Here is a 19,629-nt window from a genome sequence, read left to right on the forward strand (position 1 = left end):
TCTGATATGCAAACAGCTGAACCAAATTAACTTCAAGCGGCGATTTAATTTTTTTATCGTATTATTCTTCACATGCTCTAAGACTTTACAATGATAAACTTGTTAATATGCCTTATGGCACTATGGGAGGGAATATAATGAGCAAATACGACGAAGCCATGAAGCTGCTGGAAGAACAAGTGGGGAACAAGGACGGCCTAATCTCTTTGTCCACCATCGCGCTGGAACCGGGGGCCAATGGCACAAGCCGTCCCGCCGCCCGCATTGTGGATGCCTATTATGAGGACGGCGCGTTCTACACCGTCACTTACGCGACCTCAGGCAAGATGCAGCAGATCGCCCAAAACCCCGAAGTCGCCGTATGTATCATCGTCGAGAACTTTACGGCAGATGGTATCGGTGAAAACCTGGGCTGGGTATGTGACGAGAAAAACGCCGGGATGATGACCAAGCTGCGCACAATATTCGCCGATTGGTATAACGAAGCCAATAACGATGAGGACCCTAACACATGCCTGCTGCGCATCCGCCTGACCAAGGGCCTGTGGAATGACGCCCATAAAGGGATCAGAAATGAGATTGATTTTGTCAATAAGACGGCAAATTAAAGAATAATCGTATTTTCGGTACATATCTCTGCTGGTGAACTACCATCCACCTAAGAGGTGGCGGCTTCTTGGTCAATGAAGCTACTGCTCCAAGTTTACCCAAGCTCAAAGGCTAGTCCCTAGCCCAATCATTGCAATATCACATGGCTAGTTTCAGTAGGTTTTGAGCAGCGTTTACATCGCGATCATGATGCACGTTACATTCTGGACAAGTCCACTCTCGCAAGGCGAGATTCTTCACCTCTGCGTTCTTATAACCGCAACAGGAGCAAAGCTGACTGCTTGCATAGTGCTTAGGGGCAATAATAAGTTCTCTGCCATACCATTGAGCCTTATATTCAAGCATCGAACGGAACATACTCCAAGATACCTCGCTAATCGCTTTTGCAAGTTTGTGATTCTGCATCATATTCTTTACACGTAAGTCTTCCATCACGATAACTTGGTTTTCGTTTATCATTTTGGCAGACGTTTTATGCAAGAAGTCTTTACGCTGATTCGCTATTTTTTCATGTAGCTTGGCAGCTTTCAGCCTAGCCTTATGACGGTTATGGCTTCCCTTCTTCTTCCGCGATACATCCTTTTGCAGCTTCGCTAATCGCTTTTCAGACGTACGCAAGTATTTAGGATTGGATATGATTTCGCCATTTGAAGTCATAGCAAAGTCTTTCAGCCCAAGATCAACGCCAATCTTCGTATGTATTTTGGGCAACTGGACGATATCCGTTTCAACCAATACGGAAGCATAATACTTTCCCGTTGGTGTTTTTGAAATTGTGCATGATTTGATCAGCCCCACGAATGGGCGGTGCAGCTTGATTTTAATGCCAGTTTTCAGCTTTGGAATCTTGAGATATCCATCCTCTATAGCCACTGTTCCATTTTGGTTATTCGTTGTGAAGCTATGATTATTCGTCTTCTTGCTCTTGAATTTAGGAAATCCCGTTTTCTTATCCCGAAAAAAATTCTTATAAGCCTTGTCTAAATTCAGTTGGGTATTCGCTAAGGCAAGGCTATCGACTTCTTTCAGCCAGTCGAATTCCTTTTTGTATTGTGCGGGTGTATTCCTCAGCATCGTTTCCGTTTGCTTGTAATGTTCAATTTTATCTGCAAGCATTCTGTTGTAGATGAAGCGAACGCATCCGAACACTTTAGCGAAGTAGTGTTGTTGCGCATGGCTTGGATAGATACGGTATTTGTAGGCTTTCAGCAATGGCGATCACCCTTTCACCCCTTGGTTTTCGATGTATTTTTGAATGACGTCTATTGGCGCTTCACCCGTTGTAAGCAAGCAATAGGAGCGTGACCAAAAAGCCTCTTTCCAAAGTGATGTTCGGAGGGTAGGAAACTCCTTCTTGATCAGCCTGGATGATGCACTCTTATAAGCGTTGAGAAATTTAGAAATGTCGGTATTAGGATGAGTTTTCATTAGGATCTGAACGTGATCCCTGTCATGATTCCATTCCTGCAAAGTCACATTGTAAGTAGTCTGAATGGATGCAAATATCTCTTTCAGACGTTCGGATATGGGATCTGTAATGACTTTCCTACGATACTGGATGACTAGAATAAGGTGAAAGTGAAGGGAGAACACTGAATGGTTATTCGAATCTAATTTCATTGATTTCACTGACCTTTCCAAGATACGACTGAATACTTTTATTATAGCATCTTAGGCGGTTAGAATCCATGTAGATTAGACCGTTTCCATTCATCCCCCACTTAAAGAAGATGGGAGAATTCTGTCAACTGAGGGTTAAATTCTTTACATTCGAAAATCCCGTGCTACTATCCTCTGTCAGAGTTACATCTATTTTTGTTATACCTTCAGGTACTCTCCCCATGTCGAAATTAATTTTATGAACTTTTGTATTGCCCACTTTCTCGGATGGTAAAAGAGTAGCTACACCCGTTGTTTATTGATGAAACTTTCCTTATCATTGCCCTTACTTGAGCGGGTATACTCTATGTATATCACAGTAAAGATGGAACGCTAGAGGAGGCAGCGCCTGTATGGAGAACCATGACTTTTCATCCGCATTGGGGGAATTCATCAAATCACGCAGACACCGGCTTCAGCCTGAACATGCGGGAATCAACCCCTTGCCTGGCCGAAGACGTACTCCGCGTATCTCGCGCCCCAAAGAACATTGAGGAACCCAATTTAGATGCCATTCTCACGCGTTGTTCACCGTAATGTATCTAAGCATAAAGTACGGGAGCATGATTGGGGTGACTTACCTGGCCTTTCCGGAACAGTGGGTAGAGGTTTGGGCTGTGGCGCATTTATGAATCCGAGCGACTCAGCTTTAGGCTCTGCCCTGATCTCCGTTCTCCAGCATATCCAGCAACAGACTGGCAAGCGGAGCCGGAAATTGCACGCTTTGCGCCTCTGACAGCAACAGACCGACATCCTTCTGCGGAATTTTGCTTGCGGATACGGATGCTGACTTTTCGGCAATCATTTTGCCGTAGCTTTGATAGATTGGGGCGGTAAACAGTGTGCTGGTAAGCATATTTACCGCCGCAATGGGATCAACACCGCTGCGCTCAGCTATTCCTAGTGCTTCTTCCATGGAGCGTGCGGCGGAGACAATAAGGAAGTTGCCGATCAGTTTGACCATTACAGCCGAACCGGCTTCCTCGCCGAAGTCGAAGATCCCTTTAATCGGATTCCGGGATGTACTCGATTTACTTGTTTTGAAACACATCAACCGCTCCATTAATCAAAGGATGTACTTTAATGTCGTAGTCAACATTAATCTTCATATTTTCCCAATGCTTCATCCATTGCTCATCTGTTATTTCTTTAGAAAACGCCTTAAGCGAATGGGTTCCGACCTCTAAGGGATCGACTTTCCAACGTTGCATTCTTTTTAATAAATCTGACGTTTGTTCCTCAAGGTAGACCTCAATTTCATGGATTAAATGTTCCAATTGTTCCTCACTTTGAATATTCAATTCTCCCTGGTATTCCTCAATTCTTCCTTTCAATCCGACATGTAAAGACAAGGATGAATAGTCCCTTGATAGTTTCATGCGAACGTTGGATCGAATACGTCCTAAACTGATTGATAACTTTGGAATGGCCAAGACTTTTAGGAAATGATTGTTATCCAGAAGTTGAAAAATATTATCGTCCACGTCTTGAATGACCATTACTTCTTTATCGTTTTGGAAGAGGGCGGTTCCTACGTAATCGAAATTGTTCTTATCCGAATGAAAAACCGGCAGGATCGGATCCTTAAAAGGGGAATATACCTTCTTCATAAATTTATGAATATTGACGATGCTCATTTCACCTTGATTATGCTCCTCGTAATGCTTTAACATCCGATACAGAAAATAATCTTGGTTGTCTTGCTTCGTCAATTGATTTTTTATGTATTCATCAAAATCACCTCTGACAATCAACAAATAGACACGCATTGAAATATCGGGATCAACCAGTATGGTATTGATCAGCTTTTCAATGCCTCCCTTTTTTGCCAGCTCCTCATTAATTAATAACATTCGCAGCTGCCCCTGCTTTAATTCCCGGTAATAAATCAAATTAAACTTCTGGTCTCCCTGCTTTAACAGATTGACTTCCTTGGAGAGAAGACGTTTTTTTTCTTGGATGAGCGGTGGTACTAAAGTGCTGATTTTCAACTTTCCTTCCGTCCCCTTGTCAATCGACCAGAAAACTACCGGAGCAATCTCTTCGATCTTATTGTTCTCAACATATGGAGAAGAACAGCCGGCCATCCACATAAGGCTTACAATCGCCAATAAACCATAGTGCTTGTATGGTACCATGCCTACATACTCTCCTTTCGTTTAACTGCAATGAAAAGGATCGTAGGAATAAGTAAATAAATGCATGAGCCGATCCAGATTTGAAGGTTCAGTAACATCTTTTGACCCGGAACCGTTTGCCATAACCACTGATCCATTAAGATGATGCTTATCAAAATGACGAACCAGCTCGATAATAATCCGAACCGAGTCGTGCGTTCTTTCATTTTTCTCATAAAGATTCTTCCGGCTCCATAAAAACATAATAGAAGAATTGAAATGTCAAACACATAATTAAACATATGGAACGAGATAAGGATGTAATCGATTCGTTCTAAACCGTTCGTTTGAATGTAGCTTCCCATATATCCTATCGGAAAATCGATCTTGCGTAAGTAGTACGAACCGTAAAACAATACCGAAGCAACGAACAATAATACATATTCCATGATCGACATCATATTTCCAATGACCAGGTATTTCGATATTTTTTTTTTGGAGCTTAACCATGGAACCATAAAAACCAAATATACCGGACTGGAAAATGCCGACCAAATAAACAACAAACTTTGCCATGATTGTCCTGACCATTCGGTGGGTATGAGAGGATACAAATCGCGGTAATTTGCATCCGGTTGAAAGAAAAAAGGAATAAACATAACTGAGATCCAAGCCCCGCAAAGAAAGGCGATGACGACAAAACGCAATGTATTCTCCATTCCATGTGAAGCCACATATAAGCTGATCAAAAGAATGATTAAGATCAGCCATCTTTTATCCATAGATGGAAAAATAAAATTATGAAGCATTTCAACGTATCCCAGAGTGACGATTGAAATTTTCAACAAAATTATCAAAAATCCAAGTAATGCAAAAACTTGAACTGTCCGTTTCCCGAAAAGCTGTAAAAATCCTTGATAGCCTTTCGCTGCATAACTGGAAGTAAACCATTTGGACATCATCATCAAGTTAAGCTGGGACAGTAGGCCCATCACGACAATTCCCCAAACCATATACGGATGAACCAAATAAACCGGCATGATCAAAATAAAATAATGCATTTGCATGCGATTCACTAAGAGAAGGAAATAGATACCGCCAAGAGTGGAAGTTCGATTAAATAAGGATATACTTTTCACTTCTTCATCTCCTGTCGCCATTTCCGTAGCGGTTTTAGATATTTCGGACGCGTTTTCATCCAAATTAATGGGCCGCGGATAAAGAGGTCATTCCAATCCTTCCCATAAAATGGAGCGATCGGTGCTAAATAAGGTTGACCTAATGACGTTAATGCATGAAGATGTGCAAGAATCCCGATTAGCCCGATCACGATTCCCGGCAACCCAAGAAACGATGCAAGAATAAGAAGAAGAATTTGCAGCAGCACCATTGATTTTGTCACTTGATAATTGGGAACTAAAAAGAAAGCAATAGCGGATATGCCCATCAACACGATCAGTACTTTACTTGCAAAGCCTGCTTCTACTGCAGCTTGTCCAATGACGATACCACCGATAACCCCCAATGTTTGACTGGTTTTGGTCGGCATCCGCAAACTTGCTTCTTTGATGATTTCCAGCGTTATGATCATGAAAAATCCTTCCGCAAACGGAGTAAATGGCAATTTGCTTCTCGATTCCAATAATACGTAAAGAAGCGGCAGCGGAACCATTTGGTAATGAAATGTCGTTAACGCAACATAAAAAGGGATCATCGTCAAAGAAACAATAAAACTTCCGTACCGGATTAAACGTAAAAAACTGGCTACCGGCCAACGAAGGAAGTAGTCTTCCGGAGATTGGAGCAGATGGAAAAAAGTAATGGGAGCAATTAAAGCAAACGGTGAATTGGCAACCAATAGCGTCAGCTTTCCCTCACCTAAGGCGTAGGCACAGGCATCCGGCCGATCCGTTTGTAGAAACTGCGGAAAGACCGTATGGTTATGATCTTCAATAAAAGCTGCAAGCTGAGAGGAGTCTAAAAATTGATCAAAATCCACACTTTCAATTTTCTTTCTTGCAAGAATAACAAATTCTGGATTAGTTAATCCGTCTATGTACATTAACACAACTTTCGTTTTACTCAGTGAACCGATAGTAAAGCTTTCCGTTTTTAATGTCGTTATAGGCAAACGTCTGCGCAACATTGTAATGTTTTTATCGAGTTGTTCACTGAAGCTGTCTTTCGCTCCATATATAACGGTTTCCGTTTGGGAAGGTTCAACTGCCCGGCCAAGAGGGTTTTCCAGTTGGACGCCTAACCACTGATCGTTGACGGAATCGTTTAGAAGAATACATCCTTGCATTATCTTTTGCTCAGCATCTTCGACAGATAGAACTTCCGAAACTTTGGCATTGGTTATGCATGAAGAAAGCGAACTGCAAGCAGAACGCTGAAGCGGCTGAATAATTGTCTCGTTTAAACGCTCTGAATCGATTAACGTTTTTATGTATAAAAGATGGACTGACGCACTGGGGCCCATTCTGAGCTCAACAATTTCGGCATCATCCATCTGGTTTAATTTCTGTTTTAATTCATCAAGCCATGTTTCAACCATAGTCTTCTCCTTCATTAAAGAATTCTGAATCCTGCGGTTGTATCTTGCCCTTTAATCTCAAAAGTTAAACTACATTATGGTCATCTGATATTACTTAGTATGAACTCTCGCCATGCTACCCCTGCCTGATGTGATCGACGTTCCGGTTCATCAGATGCCGGACCACCCTGCTATAGATTATTTTCTTGAACGGGCTGAGCCCTTGCGGATGACCACTGAAGAAGGCATCGGGGCTGTCGTAGATCCCGAAATCCTGCACAATTCCTTCTTTTTGCACGTAGGTATCATTTTCGTTCCAATAGATATCCGGCTTTTGAAAATTATCGGTGGCAACGCCATACCCGCAAAATGAACCCGTACACTGTTCAAATTTCTGCTGAAGCTTGGTCAAATAGGGAATATCCAGTATAAACCCTTCGATGTTCAACCACTTGCCTTCATATAGCACTTCAACCCAGCTATGAATAATCTCCCGGGGGGACAATTTGTAATACCACCCTTTCATTGCCCCCTTTTGCAGCTTCTTATCAATGGCAAATCCATGCATACGGCAAGGCACGCCCACAGCCCTTAACAACGCCATAAACAGCACACCCTTTGTATTACACTGACCGTAGCCATCCTGCAATACTTCCGATGCCGGAATATCATCCGCCCGGTTATAGCCGAACCGGATTTCATCACGGACGTAGTTATAGATGCCGAGAATTTGGTCCTTCCTGGACATCGAATCCCACTGGCGGCTGTGAACAATTTGCCGGATCAATGAGTGAGAATAGTTCAGCAATTCAGTTTCCTTCAAGTATGCACTCATGGAACACACCTCCTGCACCCATTTTACGGTTAATGCAGGCTGGAAACTTTTAAAAAGACGCTATCTTTACGGATATCCTTCGCCGTCATACCCAACAACTGCTTGCTGGTGGCAGCGAAATGGGACGGACTGTCAAACCCTGCAGCCATCGCCGCATCCGTAATGGTGAGCCCTCCAAAAATGAAGTAGGTTGCCTTTTGCAGCTTGTGCAGCACCATGTATCCGCTAAGGGAAATGCCCGTATTTTCTTTGAAAAGATGCGACAATCTGCTGTTGGACAAACCTAACTGCCGGGCGTATTGACTGACGGAGTGTTCGGAGTCGGTGCAATCTTTGATGAGCTGAATAAACTCTTTTATCCTCGGATCAACAATAGCGGTGTTCATCTGCTGTACGCCCAATAGCATCAGGAGTTGTCCCAGAAAAGAACGATAGCTGTCCGGGTCCTTAACGCCGGCATACTCTTCTTGCACAAATTCGCGGATGCTGTTCATCATTCCTTGCGTAAACACATGGTACTTCTGCCCCTCCAGAACCCGCTTAAAGCTCGCAGCCAGCTCAGAGGTGCTGTCGATCAGAAGGAGCATCAACGGGTGTCCTGCCTCTTTTAACCGATGAACGACGTTCGAATTAATAATGATGCCTGGACAACTCAAGCTTTGCCCCGCCACCTCAATGTCAAATTCGCCCGTTAATGAGATCGTCACCTGTAAAAAAGAATGCCGGTGCTCTTCCGCATCAATCGAATCAGACACCACCATCAAGTGATGCTCCGCTCCATATAAATTCATCATGTTCTAATCACTCCAGGCTTATTTCCTTATAAAATTACGAAGGTACCCGATCTATAAACGTTATATCTCAATTTGCGAGCATTCTAAATCACTGTGATCGAAACATAAGTGCTAAGATCCTGATTTTATCATTAAGTCCAGCTTATTAACATAAGGGGTGAGCGCCTTCAATAACTTTTCTTGATTCTGTATCTCTTCAGTGGAAAGCCGGTCCATATGGACACTTCCATCAGAATCAGTTGCCTTGGCATCATAGCCTTGCAGCTCAACGATTATTGGTTTAATCTCCCTAAACTCCTGTTTAGTAAGCTTCTGTTCAGCTTTTTCAAGCAAGTTATCCCAGAAGGCAACCCGATCTACATCAGATGCCCTTGCCTTGGGGACTTCCATTTCGTTCAATTTATTGAAATAGGGTTCAAGCTCCGTCTGTAATTTCTTATATGCCTTCTGTTCTTCTGGATCAAGCTGTTCCAAGTGAAAAACGCCCGCGGCATCTGTCGCTAACAGATTGTAACTGCCCAATTCCTTCAATAGTAACATCGCGCTGGTCATTTCTTTCTCGCTAAAAACGTGCTTCATACTTTGCAGTTTGGTCTCGAACTCCTCATATTTTTGCTGGGTCACTCCAATGGTAGCTGCTGCTTCTCTAGAACCATATACACCATCTGCCAAATAATGATAGCCAGCAAAAGCTCCAGTTGGAATGATTAATGTAGCTGCCAAAACAACTGCCACGAGCCACTTCCTTTTCATTCGTCTTCCCCCTTGTACGGTTATGATCTGATTTAGTATTTTTTCCTTCAGTTCCGGTGGCGCTTTTATATTTCTTGCCTCTTCCTGCAGGACTATTCGTAACTTTTCATTAAAATTCATGCAGATCCTCCACCTTTCCCTTATAAAGGGATTGATTCTCTGGCTTGTGACGTAACTTGCGTAGTGCAGCATGAATACGGGATTTCACGGTACCGAGAGGGATACCCAGGATCGCGGCACTTTCTTCCTGTGATAATTCATTTAAATAATGTAGAATGATCACCTGCTTCAGCTTATATGGGAGACTTTCTACACTGGCAAGTAAGGATTTATTGGAAATCCCATCCACAACCTCACTTGTGAATTCAGGTTTCATTCCCAAGTTGACCTGCTCTGCCTTTTTGAGAATTCTGAGCTGCGTCCACCTCTTTCTTCGATAGGCATGAATCTGCCGCATTGCTATCCCCATAAGCCAAGGTCTAAAGGGACGACTGACGTCAAATTGTTCAAGGGATCTGCGCATTTGAATATAAATCTCCTGAACAATATCATCCACCTCGGATTTTTGGCGAACGAGGAAATGCACGGTTTGATATACATCCTTGATCGTAGCCTCATATAGCTCATTGAAAGCTTCACTACTTCCGGCTAGCGTAAGTATAATGAGCTGAGAGTAATCTTTTGGATGCTCCATCCTTCCCCCTCCTTCGGACTTACACTATATATTGGTCAATAGAGAATATTTCGTTCGATTTTTTTCAGCCGCTACATTTATCATCCATAATGACAGTATTGTTAATGAAAGCTACTTTGGCTCATATGAGTATCATTCAAAGATACAATCTGTAATGCCGTCAACCCGGTTTAATGTTGCTTCAGTAAGAAAGTCATATATTGGCTTTGCGATCAGCTTGGCCTTATACCAAAATAAGCTCTCAAGCATTGATGATTATATTTCAGATTACTTAGAGGATCTAAACCTAGCTGCTGTAAAGGGGGTGAGAGTAAGACATTTATTAACGCATACTCACGGGCTCAAAAATAACCATGAAAAACTTTTTCCGCCGGGAACGAATTGGAAATATAACAATATAGGGATCAATATGCTCATTAGATTAATACGAAAGTTATTTGAAGCGCCCCTGTCAGAGGTCCTTCAACAATATGTTTTTAAACCTTGCAAATTCATTGAGACAGGCTGGTGTAAGAATAGAGAAGCCAATTTAGTATGGTTAAATGAAGAATATGCTGATGACCAAGGGGGAGACGCCAATCTTTTTGTAAGTGCCCGTGAATTGGCTTTTTGGGGTTACCTTCACCTGAACCGTGGACTCGTTAATGGACAACAAATTGTTCCGAAATAGGTTATAGAACAAGCTACAACTAATCAGAGCCCAGCAAATCTTGATGATACATTGCCTAGGAATGGCTTCGCTTGGTGGATTCAGGATAAGCCTAGAGCTATTTCTGAAATAGGAAACACCGTCCCACCCGGATCTTACCAAATGCTAGGCCTAACTGGCTGTGCCTGTTTGATTATTCCTGAACATCGGATAGTCGCGGTTAGAATGTATAACCAAGTAGGCCCAAATCCGCCAGGGTACGACTACTTGGAGGATATTAAGGCATTTGGAGACAAAGTCTTATCGTGTACTTTGAATTAATGATAAATTCCACTAGTCGTTTTACCACTACTTATGATACGGTTCACCGCGCTGTCTGTAACGGCAAGGGTTGAGGCTGAATTCAGCCTCTTTATACGTCTAACCCCTTGCCGCCAACGGGGCGAAGTCGAACCGGTTCTACGCCTGCGATTAAAGGACGGGCGCGTTGAATGACGGCCAGCACGTCTTCGTTCTTAAGAGAGTCGGCATGAGCCTCGGCATTGCTCCACAGCTCAGTAACCCAGATCGTATCGGGGTCGTCTTCGGATTCATTGATAATATAGAGCTCACAGCCCACCATATCCTTCAAGCTACGAGAAGCTTCCAGCAGTAATGAAACGAGTTCATCCCGTTTCCCGGGGCTGGCCGTCAATTTTCCGTACATCGCAAATTTGTTCATATCTACTCCTCATCCCTTCTTATCCTCTGATTTTATTTGCATCGCTTCGTAGTATTTAAACATTTCGAGGCTGACCCCAGCCATTCGGTCGATTAGTATTTGCGGCTCAAGTATCTTGAGAGACTTCCCGTACGGAAGAAGAAAGTATGGAACATATGTCCGCAGCGACGGTTCTCCTAGCTTAAAAAGAGCTTCGCCGGGCTGCCTGCGTTCGATCAGCGCATGACCAAACAGCCAATGCTTACACAGCTCGTTAAGCGCGTGTTCGTGTCCCTGAATCCTTACGATGACTAGCGTCTCGGCTTCGAGCGAATCCGGAAATAAAGAATGCAAGAGGAAATCCCTCGCGGAAAAGGCAGCCGGACGTTCGAAGCGGGTATCCCCCGCCGCCAAGCGGACGATGCGATCCACCCGGAAGCTTCGGATCTCTTGCCGCAGCCGGCAAAACCCTGCAACGTACCATATCCCTTTCCAATGCACGATGCCGTAGGGGTCGAGGACCCGATGGCTGGGAGTAAGCTCCGGTCCTTTGGCATAGTCCATGTTCAGCGACTCTCCCCGGGCTGTGGCCTCCTCTAACCGTTTGAGCAATTCAAGTTCTCTCGCGTCCGTGGGTGTCTGGATGACGGCAAGCCCGCTGCTATGTCTATTAATCCACTCAAGTTGCTCTTCATTCGTGTATCGCTTCAGCTTATCGAACGCTCGAGAGAGCGCATCCGTGAACGGATAGCCCGCTTCCCGTGCGAAGACGGATGCATGTACGAGTGCCTTCTGCTCTTCGGAATCGAAGAGCAGCGGAGCATCGACGAAATCACCGAGAAGCCAGTAACCGCCGTTCGGACCGGAATCGGCAATAATCGGGGCTCCGCTCGCACACAGTGAATCAATGCACCGGTATACGGTGCGAACATGAATCTCCAATTCGTCTGCAAGCTGCTCTGCCGTCACCCGCTTTCCCGAACGAAGCAACCATAGGATGGACAGCATATTATCTGCTTTTGACAAACCGTTCTTCACTCCCTAGACCATTTATTTCATTGTAAAGGAACTTAGATTAAAGGCGCTATCCCTTTCTCGACCCAAGTATCGTAATTCGGACCGTAAACATCAGGTATTCGAAGTCCGGCCTGGCGCATGAGAACGGTCATCTGTCCGCGATGATGCGCTTGGTGCATGATCGTATAACGAAGGGAACCTCCGTTCTGCCAAGCTTCCTCGTGAATCATGACCGACTCGCGCAAAGATTCGTCACTCCACTGCGTTCGAACCGCATCCAGCAAATTCTTGCTGATCCGCCGATACTCCGAAGCTATAAATGCAGCAGAATCCGGAGCCTCTTCGCCTCTCGAGGGACCTTCGAACGTGAGCCCCAAAGCTGTCATGTAGTGCGGCGATTGAACCAGATGCCAGGCAATTTGTCCAAGCGTTCGTCGGCCTTCGATAACCTCCTGTCCAAGAGAATCATGCGAAAGTGCATCCAGTAAGGTAGCGGTTAATTCCGCCTCGCTAGTCCATTCCGCAGCAAAGTCTTCAATTCTTATAAACATTTTCTATTCCTCCAGTCCATTATTGGCTTACACACGACAAGCATACAAAAAAAACACTGACAGTTACGGTCAGTGTTTTTGACTCAACACGAATTTTTTTTTTGAAGTAACTGATATACAACAGTTTGCCATGTCCATATCCGTCTCTACCATCCTCGCTAATAACTTGTCTTTATTAACGTTACGGTTCAGCTTACCGAGTCTATCGGCGAAAATTTACGGAAAATCCAGCTCGACATCGATGACACGGAATATCTCCCTACTCCGCACCGGATACCGGGCATCCAGCTCTTCCCACTGCCGCTTCGGTAAAATCAAAAATTCGTGCGTATCCGAAAAATATGAGGCCTCAAACAGCCGGATTTCGTATTTGTCCCGGATCAGCTCCTGAAAGCCGCGAATCGTGATGTAGCGATCATCTCCGCTAAAGGTAAGCGCAATCGAATGCAGTTGTCCATTGTAGGTAACATCCAGTCCTTTGTCCGTAGACATCACCTCAACCGTTTCATCTGGAAGCCGTTTACCGAATAACCGGACGATCTCCTCGTCCTCCTCTCTCCAATCTACAATGACGCTGTACGCAAAAGCAAATTGCTCAAGCTGTTGCTCATCTCCTTCGAGTAGCAATGTCAGCTCGCTGTCGCTTGGCATTCTCATCCCTGTATCCTCCTTGTGTGATCAGGCCCAAACCAGATGCTCTACAACTTGGTAGAATCTTATTTTTGCATAATCAATCTCTGATACTCCATAGGATGAAAAAAATAACTTGACCCACTGCTCGCCGAAGTTTCTGACAATGCTCTTCTCCGCTACTGCCAAATCGTAATAACGGTCCGCGATCCCGCAATTCCCCAGATCAATAAATCCACTTATAGAATCATCAGCAATGATGATGTTTGGCAGGCTGTAGTCACCGTGTGTGAATACTAAATCTTCTTTGAGTTCCCGAGCATAATTGTTGACTTCAAGCAGCAACTTTTCAACATTATCCTCACCAAATCTTCTGTGCAGCTCCGCTGGATCAAATTTAATCCCTCTACTCAACTTATAATGAATAGTGCTCATTAGCTGTTCAAATGAATAATCAAAAGGACAATCTTCAATTGACACTTCATGAATTCTCCGAAGACCTTGTGCCAATATAGAGACCATTTCTTCAGTATTTGAAGCAAATTGCTTGTTGGAAGCTTCGACGCCTGGCAATTCAAGTGTTAATAAATACTCATAATTCCCGATCACACCGAAATCAATAACCTCCGGAACAGGTAACTTATTGTATAACCACAATAACCTTTGGGCTTGTCTTTCTAAAGATTCAGCATGGCCTGCCACCTGGATTTTCAAATATTTATTTACTCCACTTTTACCCTGAATATAATAAGTCTTCGCTGTATTCATCCAAATCAATGAAGCCACGTCATCTCCAACTAACTCAAGGAATTCAAAGGGTACTGCATCTTTTTCTCCAAAACTCATAATTTCCACCTCTATCGCTCAATCAATATCGTTTCAAAATACATAGCATAGTCCTGCAAACTTAGGCAAGCATTGCAGGGTATTTCAATGATATCTGCTGTATCCTTTAATACTGTTCCACAATTGTGGGCGACAGCACAATCAAATGGATTTCTTCAAAAGCCGATAGATATGTCTTAAGAAAATCCAAAGTGCCAGTGTGTATATTCCGATCACGAAGTACTTGGAGGATATTAAAGCATTTGGAGACAAAGCTCATCCGGGTTTATCCGGCAGTAAGCTTATGAACCAGGTCTCGTATCTCTGTACTTAGTCTTGGGTTGGCCGGATAGACGGCTTCAATGAACTCTAGAATGCATAGGGCCGACCCGGGTACACGATCATATCCCTGCAGCATACCGCCAAGCTTGTCGGCAAAACTGGGATACCGCTTCTCTAAACGGCGCTCATTTCCGAAGGGATCAGGGAAGTAATCCACCTCCGGCTCCAGCAGATGAAGCACTGACAAAATCCGGTCGATCGCATGGCCCTGAATAAACCGTGCCGCAGACAGGCGCTCTCCCCTGGCATAACGGCCCAGCCCCACGTACAGATTGGTTAACGCTTCGTTCAGCGGAAAGTCTAAGGAATCACACTTTTGACTCGGCAGCGCTCTGCGCGGTTTGGCTATAGCCGTATTGCTGTACAGCGGAGCCTTCCACACCACCCGGCCCTCCGTATAAGACACATCGGCCAGCTCTCGCTCCTCAAATATCGCATATTCGCCGTAAATTCCATCCTCAAACAAGATTTTGCAGCCCATATCAGAGTTTTTAAAAGCATAGGCCAATGGATACGTCTCCTCCAGCCAATCCAGACGGTCAATATACCTCTTCTTCTGCCCTGCTTCAACAATAACAAAAAAATCCAAATCTGAATACTCATCCATCCGCTCCAGCTCCACCCCCACCGACCCCACACCCAGCAGCAGAAGCGCCCCGCCCTTACGTCCGAGCGTCCCCCCAATCTCATCCAGTCTTTGTAAAAGTAACTCTGTCCGCAGCATGCTAATACTCCTCCCTATATCGGAATGCAAAAAAGGCCCAACCCACACTTCTCAGCGAGGTTGAACCCTAAGGTTGCATTGCCTTTGATATTCTAGAGTAAAAATAGCATTGGTTGGGGCTGGGTGTCAAGTGGCATTACGTATCGCGAAATGCCCCCGGTTTTAGGTCTCTAAATCGCTGTGATCGAAACAGGAACTGTAGAGTTGCTGGTTGTCTCATCTGTTGTTCTGAACAAGCATACTGTTAAAAAGCCAGCGAAAGTTCCATCTGAAATACTGGGGCAGATGCCAATCCTCATACCCTTTTAATACACCTTGCTCCAGCCAGTAAGACTCTGATTGCCCGCTTGTTACAGCTCCAGCAACATAAGCGATCATTTTCTCCAAAAAGTGTATGACATCTGTGATACGATCTGAATTAGATATATCTCCATGTCCCGGAACGACAGTGTCGATCTTGAGATCTTGCTGCATGCGTTTAAGGATGCGTATCCAGGCGTACGGATTACCGTAGGGGATGACCGGAATGGTCTTAGCCGATACCAAATCACCTGTAATCAAAGTCCGCTCCTCTGGAACGTACACCACAGCATCACTTAAAGAATGACCGCCTCCATAAGACAACACTTCGATGGTTCGCTTTGTTCCCCGAATCACGAGTTTATCATCAAAGGTTATCTTGGGGATCACCCTGCGCAGGGAAGGGATCGTATCATACAGCGCACGCTGCACGGAAAGATCATAGCCGATTCCAGTGAGCATATGAGGATCTCTTTCCTGTGAACGCATGTGATCTAGACTAGTTATTAACCTGCGAATGTTTTGTTGCATGACATCAATATTCACTTCACCCATATCAGCAAGCAAATCTCTTGTCCACACGGTAGATATCAATTCGCTGCTCATAAATTCCTGATTGCCGTTGACATGATCTCCATGGAAATGTGTATTCACTACATATTTGACCGGTTTGTTCGTTAATTGTTCGGCAGTATGACGTAACAAAGCAGCAGAGTGCGGCAGGTTGGTTGTATCCACTACCACGGTTAAATCCCCAAGATCAATAATGGCTGCATTCCCCAGAGAGCCGCTGCCGGGAACCGAAATAGCCCCCCAGATACCCTCCGATGCTTGCTGAATCGTGAAATATTCGTTGTTCATTGTTACACCCCTTTAGTGTTTGTTCCTGCATTCGAATGAGTAACGTTAACTTACAAGTTAGAGTCAACTGGAAGTCAAGAGTTTATTCAGCTAACTAAAGGCTGTATAATATCTTTCAATATCAGCTTTCAAAAAGGAGGAACAGAAATCCGATGCTCACCATCAGTCAAGTGTCAGAACAAACAGGACTAACTCCGTATACCATTCGTTATTATGAAAAAATCGGCGTACTACATGAACCCATGCGTAGCAATGGAGGGGCACGTGTCTACCAAGAAAGCGAGGTTTCCTACATTCAATGTCTAAATAAACTAAAAAAATTGGGCTTATCGCTTGAGGAGATTACGGAATTTACTCGTGAGGGCTGTGTCATGGATAAAATTCAACAAGGGGAGAAACCTTCTACTTATAGTCCTACTTTAAAAAAGCGGATTGAAATCCTTGAGCAGCATCTGATGGAACTGGAATCCAAGCGACAAGAAATTGATTACATGATTTCTCTAGCCGAAGAGAAACTCACCCTATACCAGGAACTTACGAAAGAAGACATAGTAAATACTAGATAATCGCCAGTACAAATAAACCCGCAGAAGCCCGTTTACGCATCGTTCCGACCGGAGTGGGACTGCCCTGCTCCTATCGTCGATATGCTGTAAATGTAAGCAACTGCGAGCTTTTCTTCGAATGACCTTCTTTCAACCTACCTACACAATCTCTTTATTATAATGCCCTCTTGTGTCTGTTTCCTGATTAAAGACAGCATGATTCATGGAGCCGTTTAATTTGCCTGCGGCCATATGAATGACGTCCACAACCTGCTCTTTAGATTCAACGGTGAAGTTTAATCTCAGCGCCTCGATTCCTTGGATGTTCGGCAGCTCATCTAACAGATTAAGCGTCTTCCCGTTAAGAAGAGTCGCTGTGCAATCCTCATGAGAAAGGATCGGGAACGTTCCTTGCTCATCTTTTAACTCATAGCTCTTCGTTCTGCAAATTCTGCATTGATTCATCTTTCTCATCGGACAATATTTGGTGAACATCAAAGGGGTCTTGCCATATACGATCATTTCCAGCGCGGGATAGCCGTCATTTTCTTCAACATAGGCATTCATTAAATCTTCAATTTGGCTCTTATTCAGTTCATACGATAAAGTGACCCGCTTGGCACCTAATTTATATAATTCATAGCAGCTAGTCGCATTAATAACATTTAGAGAATAGTCCGTAACAAACGGATTGGTATCTCTATAGTGATAAATTCCGCCATATCCGCCGATCAGCAGCTGCCCTTCTTTTTCCTCATAATCATTCTGATTTCGTCTAACCACATTCTCAAAATAGATCTCCTGAATTCCACAGCTCACGCAGGCATCATACTGTTCCTGATTCGTTACAGTGGCCGTAAGGTATGGCGTTACAGGGGCAAAGCTTATTTTCTCTTTTGCGTTCGCAGTCTTGGTTCTTCTCTGCTGGCTGTTAAGCTTCAAATCATATAAGCCCAGTACAATATCTCTTCTTGCGGCGTTTAACAGTTTAGCTGGAATAAACGCATTGCATTCCTCATAATCGACCTGATTAAGCTCGAATATCGTATCATTTAATCTGGAGAATTGCTTGATGACCTGGTCTTTGGTTGTTGGATTATTAATGGCTTCGCCTAGTGTTTCCTCGCTTTCATAGGAATAATTACAGCCTAAGCCCTCCGCCTCTATGACAAGCTTTGAATCTGGATATGCATATACTCTAATATCCAGGTTGAACCGCTTAAATTCTTTTTCCAGTGAGGCTTCTAATTCTTTGTTATAGAAATAATCCTTCGTTTTATAGACTACATCTCCCACAGACATCTTTTCTTTGATTTTGATATAGCAGACATCATCCGCTTTGTTGATTAATTCGCCAGCTTTATCGTACAGCTTGGCAACCATTAGATTAACATCTTCATTGTTGTGACTGATTCGGATGGTATCGTTCTGATTCAAAGGGCGGGTAAGTGTTATTTCATAGGTATCTTTAATCATCTTGCTGATGGTTCCAATCTCATAACCAAAGTTATTAGGTCTTGAGATGTTTGTAATATTTCTCCGGTCTTCGTGAAACAAATAGCCTTTGGTAAAGGTTCTATTGAAGGTTTTTTTCAGATGTTCTTTATCTTCTGTGGTGATTTTATGATCTAAGGCCATGCGGTATTTGGATACCACATTAGCCACATACGTAGGCACTTTCATCCGGCCTTCTATTTTCAAAGAATCAATTTCTTGTAAATCATGGGTATAATCGATCGTGTTCAAGTCCTTAGTCGATAAAATATAGCTTGTCCCTAAAGAGGTACCTGTTGTCTTATCGATGAGCTCGTAAGCCTTACGGCATGAACCCACACATCTTCCGCGATTTGCGCACCGGTACCCGGTTAATCCTGACATCAGACAGTTTCCCGAATAAGATACACATAAAGCACCGTGCACGAAAATTTCTAAAGGAATGTCAGCCACCCTTTTGATCTCTTTGACTTTTTCAATCTCAACCTCACGGGACAGAACCACTCTTTTCGCACCAAGCTCTTTAAATAATAAAGTTCCGTCTACATCGTCGATTCCCATCTGAGTGGAACAATGTGCTTCCATATCATGAAAGTTGTTAACGATATAATTGAAAGCCGTCAGGTCCTGCACGATAATGCCATCCACACCGATTTCATTTAATTTGCGGATCTGCTGTTTCATCTCTTCAACTTCGTTTTCGTACACGATGGTATTCATCGTAACATAGATTTTAACGTCCCTCAGATGCGCATACGTCACAGCCTCTTGTAACGATTCTACATCAAAATTAGAGGAGTAGGCGCGTGCACCAAATTTTTGCATGCCTAAGTATACTGCATCACAACCATTAGATATCGCAGCCTTCAAAGCTTCCATATTCCCTGCCGGCGCTAATAATTCAGTCATAAATGATCCTTACCTCCTGCTTCAATAACTGCTCAAACTTAGCACCATTGATCATAGAATAAGAACTGCACTTAAGCTGCGGCAA

The 19,629-nt window shown here is 43.8% G+C and carries 21 protein-coding genes; 3 read left to right on the plus strand and 18 right to left on the minus strand.

Going from position 1 to position 19,629, the window contains the following annotated elements; all coding sequences use genetic code 11:
* The first annotated feature begins 137 nt into the window (after positions 1-137).
* Positions 138-608, plus strand: a complete 471-nt coding sequence (locus C173_RS05175; protein ID WP_036722995.1) for a pyridoxamine 5'-phosphate oxidase family protein — start codon at positions 138-140, stop codon at positions 606-608.
* 139 nt (positions 609-747) lie between these two features.
* Here C173_RS05175 and tnpB read toward each other — a convergent pair whose 3' ends face one another.
* From tnpB to C173_RS05225, 10 genes are all read right to left on the minus strand, one after another.
* On the minus strand, positions 748-1,821 hold the full coding sequence (tnpB, locus tag C173_RS05180) for an IS200/IS605 family element RNA-guided endonuclease TnpB (protein ID WP_036722997.1): 1,074 nt from the start codon (positions 1,819-1,821) through the stop codon (positions 748-750).
* A gap of 6 nt (positions 1,822-1,827) precedes the next feature.
* Positions 1,828-2,229 (minus strand): IS200/IS605 family transposase, encoded by a 402-nt coding sequence (gene tnpA / locus C173_RS05185; protein ID WP_036722998.1) that lies wholly within the window; start codon positions 2,227-2,229, stop codon positions 1,828-1,830.
* Positions 2,230-2,917: 688 nt separating this feature from the next.
* Positions 2,918-3,319, minus strand: a complete 402-nt coding sequence (locus C173_RS05190; RefSeq protein WP_235191782.1) for an NAD-binding protein — start codon at positions 3,317-3,319, stop codon at positions 2,918-2,920.
* Complete coding sequence (locus tag C173_RS05195) at positions 3,300-4,406, minus strand: Ger(x)C family spore germination protein (protein WP_036722999.1); 1,107 nt, start codon at positions 4,404-4,406, stop codon at positions 3,300-3,302. Before C173_RS05195 ends, C173_RS05190 begins: the two co-directional genes overlap by 20 nt.
* Before the next feature lie 2 nt (positions 4,407-4,408).
* Entirely contained in the window at positions 4,409-5,587 is a 1,179-nt protein-coding gene (locus tag C173_RS05200) for a GerAB/ArcD/ProY family transporter (RefSeq protein WP_235191783.1), read from the minus strand.
* On the minus strand, positions 5,521-6,942 hold the full coding sequence (locus C173_RS05205) for a spore germination protein (protein ID WP_235191784.1): 1,422 nt from the start codon (positions 6,940-6,942) through the stop codon (positions 5,521-5,523). Before C173_RS05205 ends, C173_RS05200 begins: the two co-directional genes overlap by 67 nt.
* A 115-nt stretch (positions 6,943-7,057) precedes the next feature.
* Positions 7,058-7,756 carry a transglutaminase-like domain-containing protein gene (locus C173_RS05210; RefSeq protein WP_036723003.1) on the minus strand — a complete coding sequence of 233 codons (699 nt, stop codon included), beginning with the start codon at positions 7,754-7,756 and terminating at the stop codon, positions 7,058-7,060.
* 29 nt (positions 7,757-7,785) lie between these two features.
* Positions 7,786-8,550 carry a helix-turn-helix domain-containing protein gene (locus C173_RS05215; protein ID WP_036723004.1) on the minus strand — a complete coding sequence of 255 codons (765 nt, stop codon included), beginning with the start codon at positions 8,548-8,550 and terminating at the stop codon, positions 7,786-7,788.
* A 111-nt stretch (positions 8,551-8,661) separates the two neighbouring features.
* Entirely contained in the window at positions 8,662-9,423 is a 762-nt protein-coding gene (locus tag C173_RS05220) for a DUF3600 domain-containing protein (protein ID WP_036723006.1), read from the minus strand.
* Positions 9,413-9,997, minus strand: a complete 585-nt coding sequence (locus C173_RS05225; protein WP_036723007.1) for a sigma-70 family RNA polymerase sigma factor — start codon at positions 9,995-9,997, stop codon at positions 9,413-9,415. Before C173_RS05225 ends, C173_RS05220 begins: the two co-directional genes overlap by 11 nt.
* A 31-nt stretch (positions 9,998-10,028) precedes the next feature.
* Here C173_RS05225 and C173_RS05230 point away from each other — a divergent pair, with 31 nt between their 5' ends.
* Positions 10,029-10,667: a serine hydrolase domain-containing protein gene (locus C173_RS05230; protein ID WP_162174665.1), complete on the plus strand. Its 639-nt coding sequence runs from the start codon at positions 10,029-10,031 to the stop codon at positions 10,665-10,667.
* Positions 10,668-11,058: 391 nt separating this feature from the next.
* On the opposite strand, the gene C173_RS05235 is transcribed toward C173_RS05230, so the two are convergent.
* From C173_RS05235 to C173_RS05265, 7 genes are all read right to left on the minus strand, one after another.
* Positions 11,059-11,367 (minus strand): putative quinol monooxygenase, encoded by a 309-nt coding sequence (locus tag C173_RS05235; RefSeq protein ID WP_036723008.1) that lies wholly within the window; start codon positions 11,365-11,367, stop codon positions 11,059-11,061.
* A gap of 9 nt (positions 11,368-11,376) precedes the next feature.
* Complete coding sequence (locus C173_RS05240) at positions 11,377-12,372, minus strand: helix-turn-helix transcriptional regulator (protein ID WP_036723009.1); 996 nt, start codon at positions 12,370-12,372, stop codon at positions 11,377-11,379.
* Positions 12,373-12,416: 44 nt separating this feature from the next.
* Positions 12,417-12,914 (minus strand): DinB family protein, encoded by a 498-nt coding sequence (locus tag C173_RS05245; protein ID WP_036723011.1) that lies wholly within the window; start codon positions 12,912-12,914, stop codon positions 12,417-12,419.
* A 216-nt stretch (positions 12,915-13,130) separates the two neighbouring features.
* Entirely contained in the window at positions 13,131-13,571 is a 441-nt protein-coding gene (locus C173_RS05250) for a hypothetical protein (protein WP_036723012.1), read from the minus strand.
* A gap of 21 nt (positions 13,572-13,592) precedes the next feature.
* Positions 13,593-14,390, minus strand: a complete 798-nt coding sequence (locus C173_RS05255; RefSeq protein ID WP_036723013.1) for an APH(3') family aminoglycoside O-phosphotransferase — start codon at positions 14,388-14,390, stop codon at positions 13,593-13,595.
* Positions 14,391-14,655: 265 nt separating this feature from the next.
* A complete protein-coding gene (locus tag C173_RS05260) occupies positions 14,656-15,435 on the minus strand; it encodes a hypothetical protein (protein ID WP_036723014.1) in 780 nt (259 codons plus the stop codon).
* Positions 15,436-15,651: 216 nt separating this feature from the next.
* Positions 15,652-16,596, minus strand: coding sequence for an MBL fold metallo-hydrolase (locus C173_RS05265; RefSeq protein WP_036723015.1), 945 nt, complete (start codon positions 16,594-16,596; stop codon positions 15,652-15,654).
* A gap of 152 nt (positions 16,597-16,748) precedes the next feature.
* Between C173_RS05265 and C173_RS05270 the strand changes: the two genes are divergently transcribed.
* Positions 16,749-17,162, plus strand: a complete 414-nt coding sequence (locus C173_RS05270; RefSeq protein WP_036723017.1) for a MerR family transcriptional regulator — start codon at positions 16,749-16,751, stop codon at positions 17,160-17,162.
* Positions 17,163-17,300: 138 nt separating this feature from the next.
* Here C173_RS05270 and C173_RS05275 read toward each other — a convergent pair whose 3' ends face one another.
* On the minus strand, positions 17,301-19,544 hold the full coding sequence (locus C173_RS05275) for a U32 family peptidase (protein ID WP_036723018.1): 2,244 nt from the start codon (positions 19,542-19,544) through the stop codon (positions 17,301-17,303).
* Positions 19,545-19,629 lie beyond the last annotated feature (85 nt).

This window comes from Paenibacillus sp. FSL R7-277, assembly GCF_000517965.1.
GTDB lineage: Bacteria > Bacillota > Bacilli > Paenibacillales > Paenibacillaceae > Paenibacillus_AQ > Paenibacillus_AQ silagei.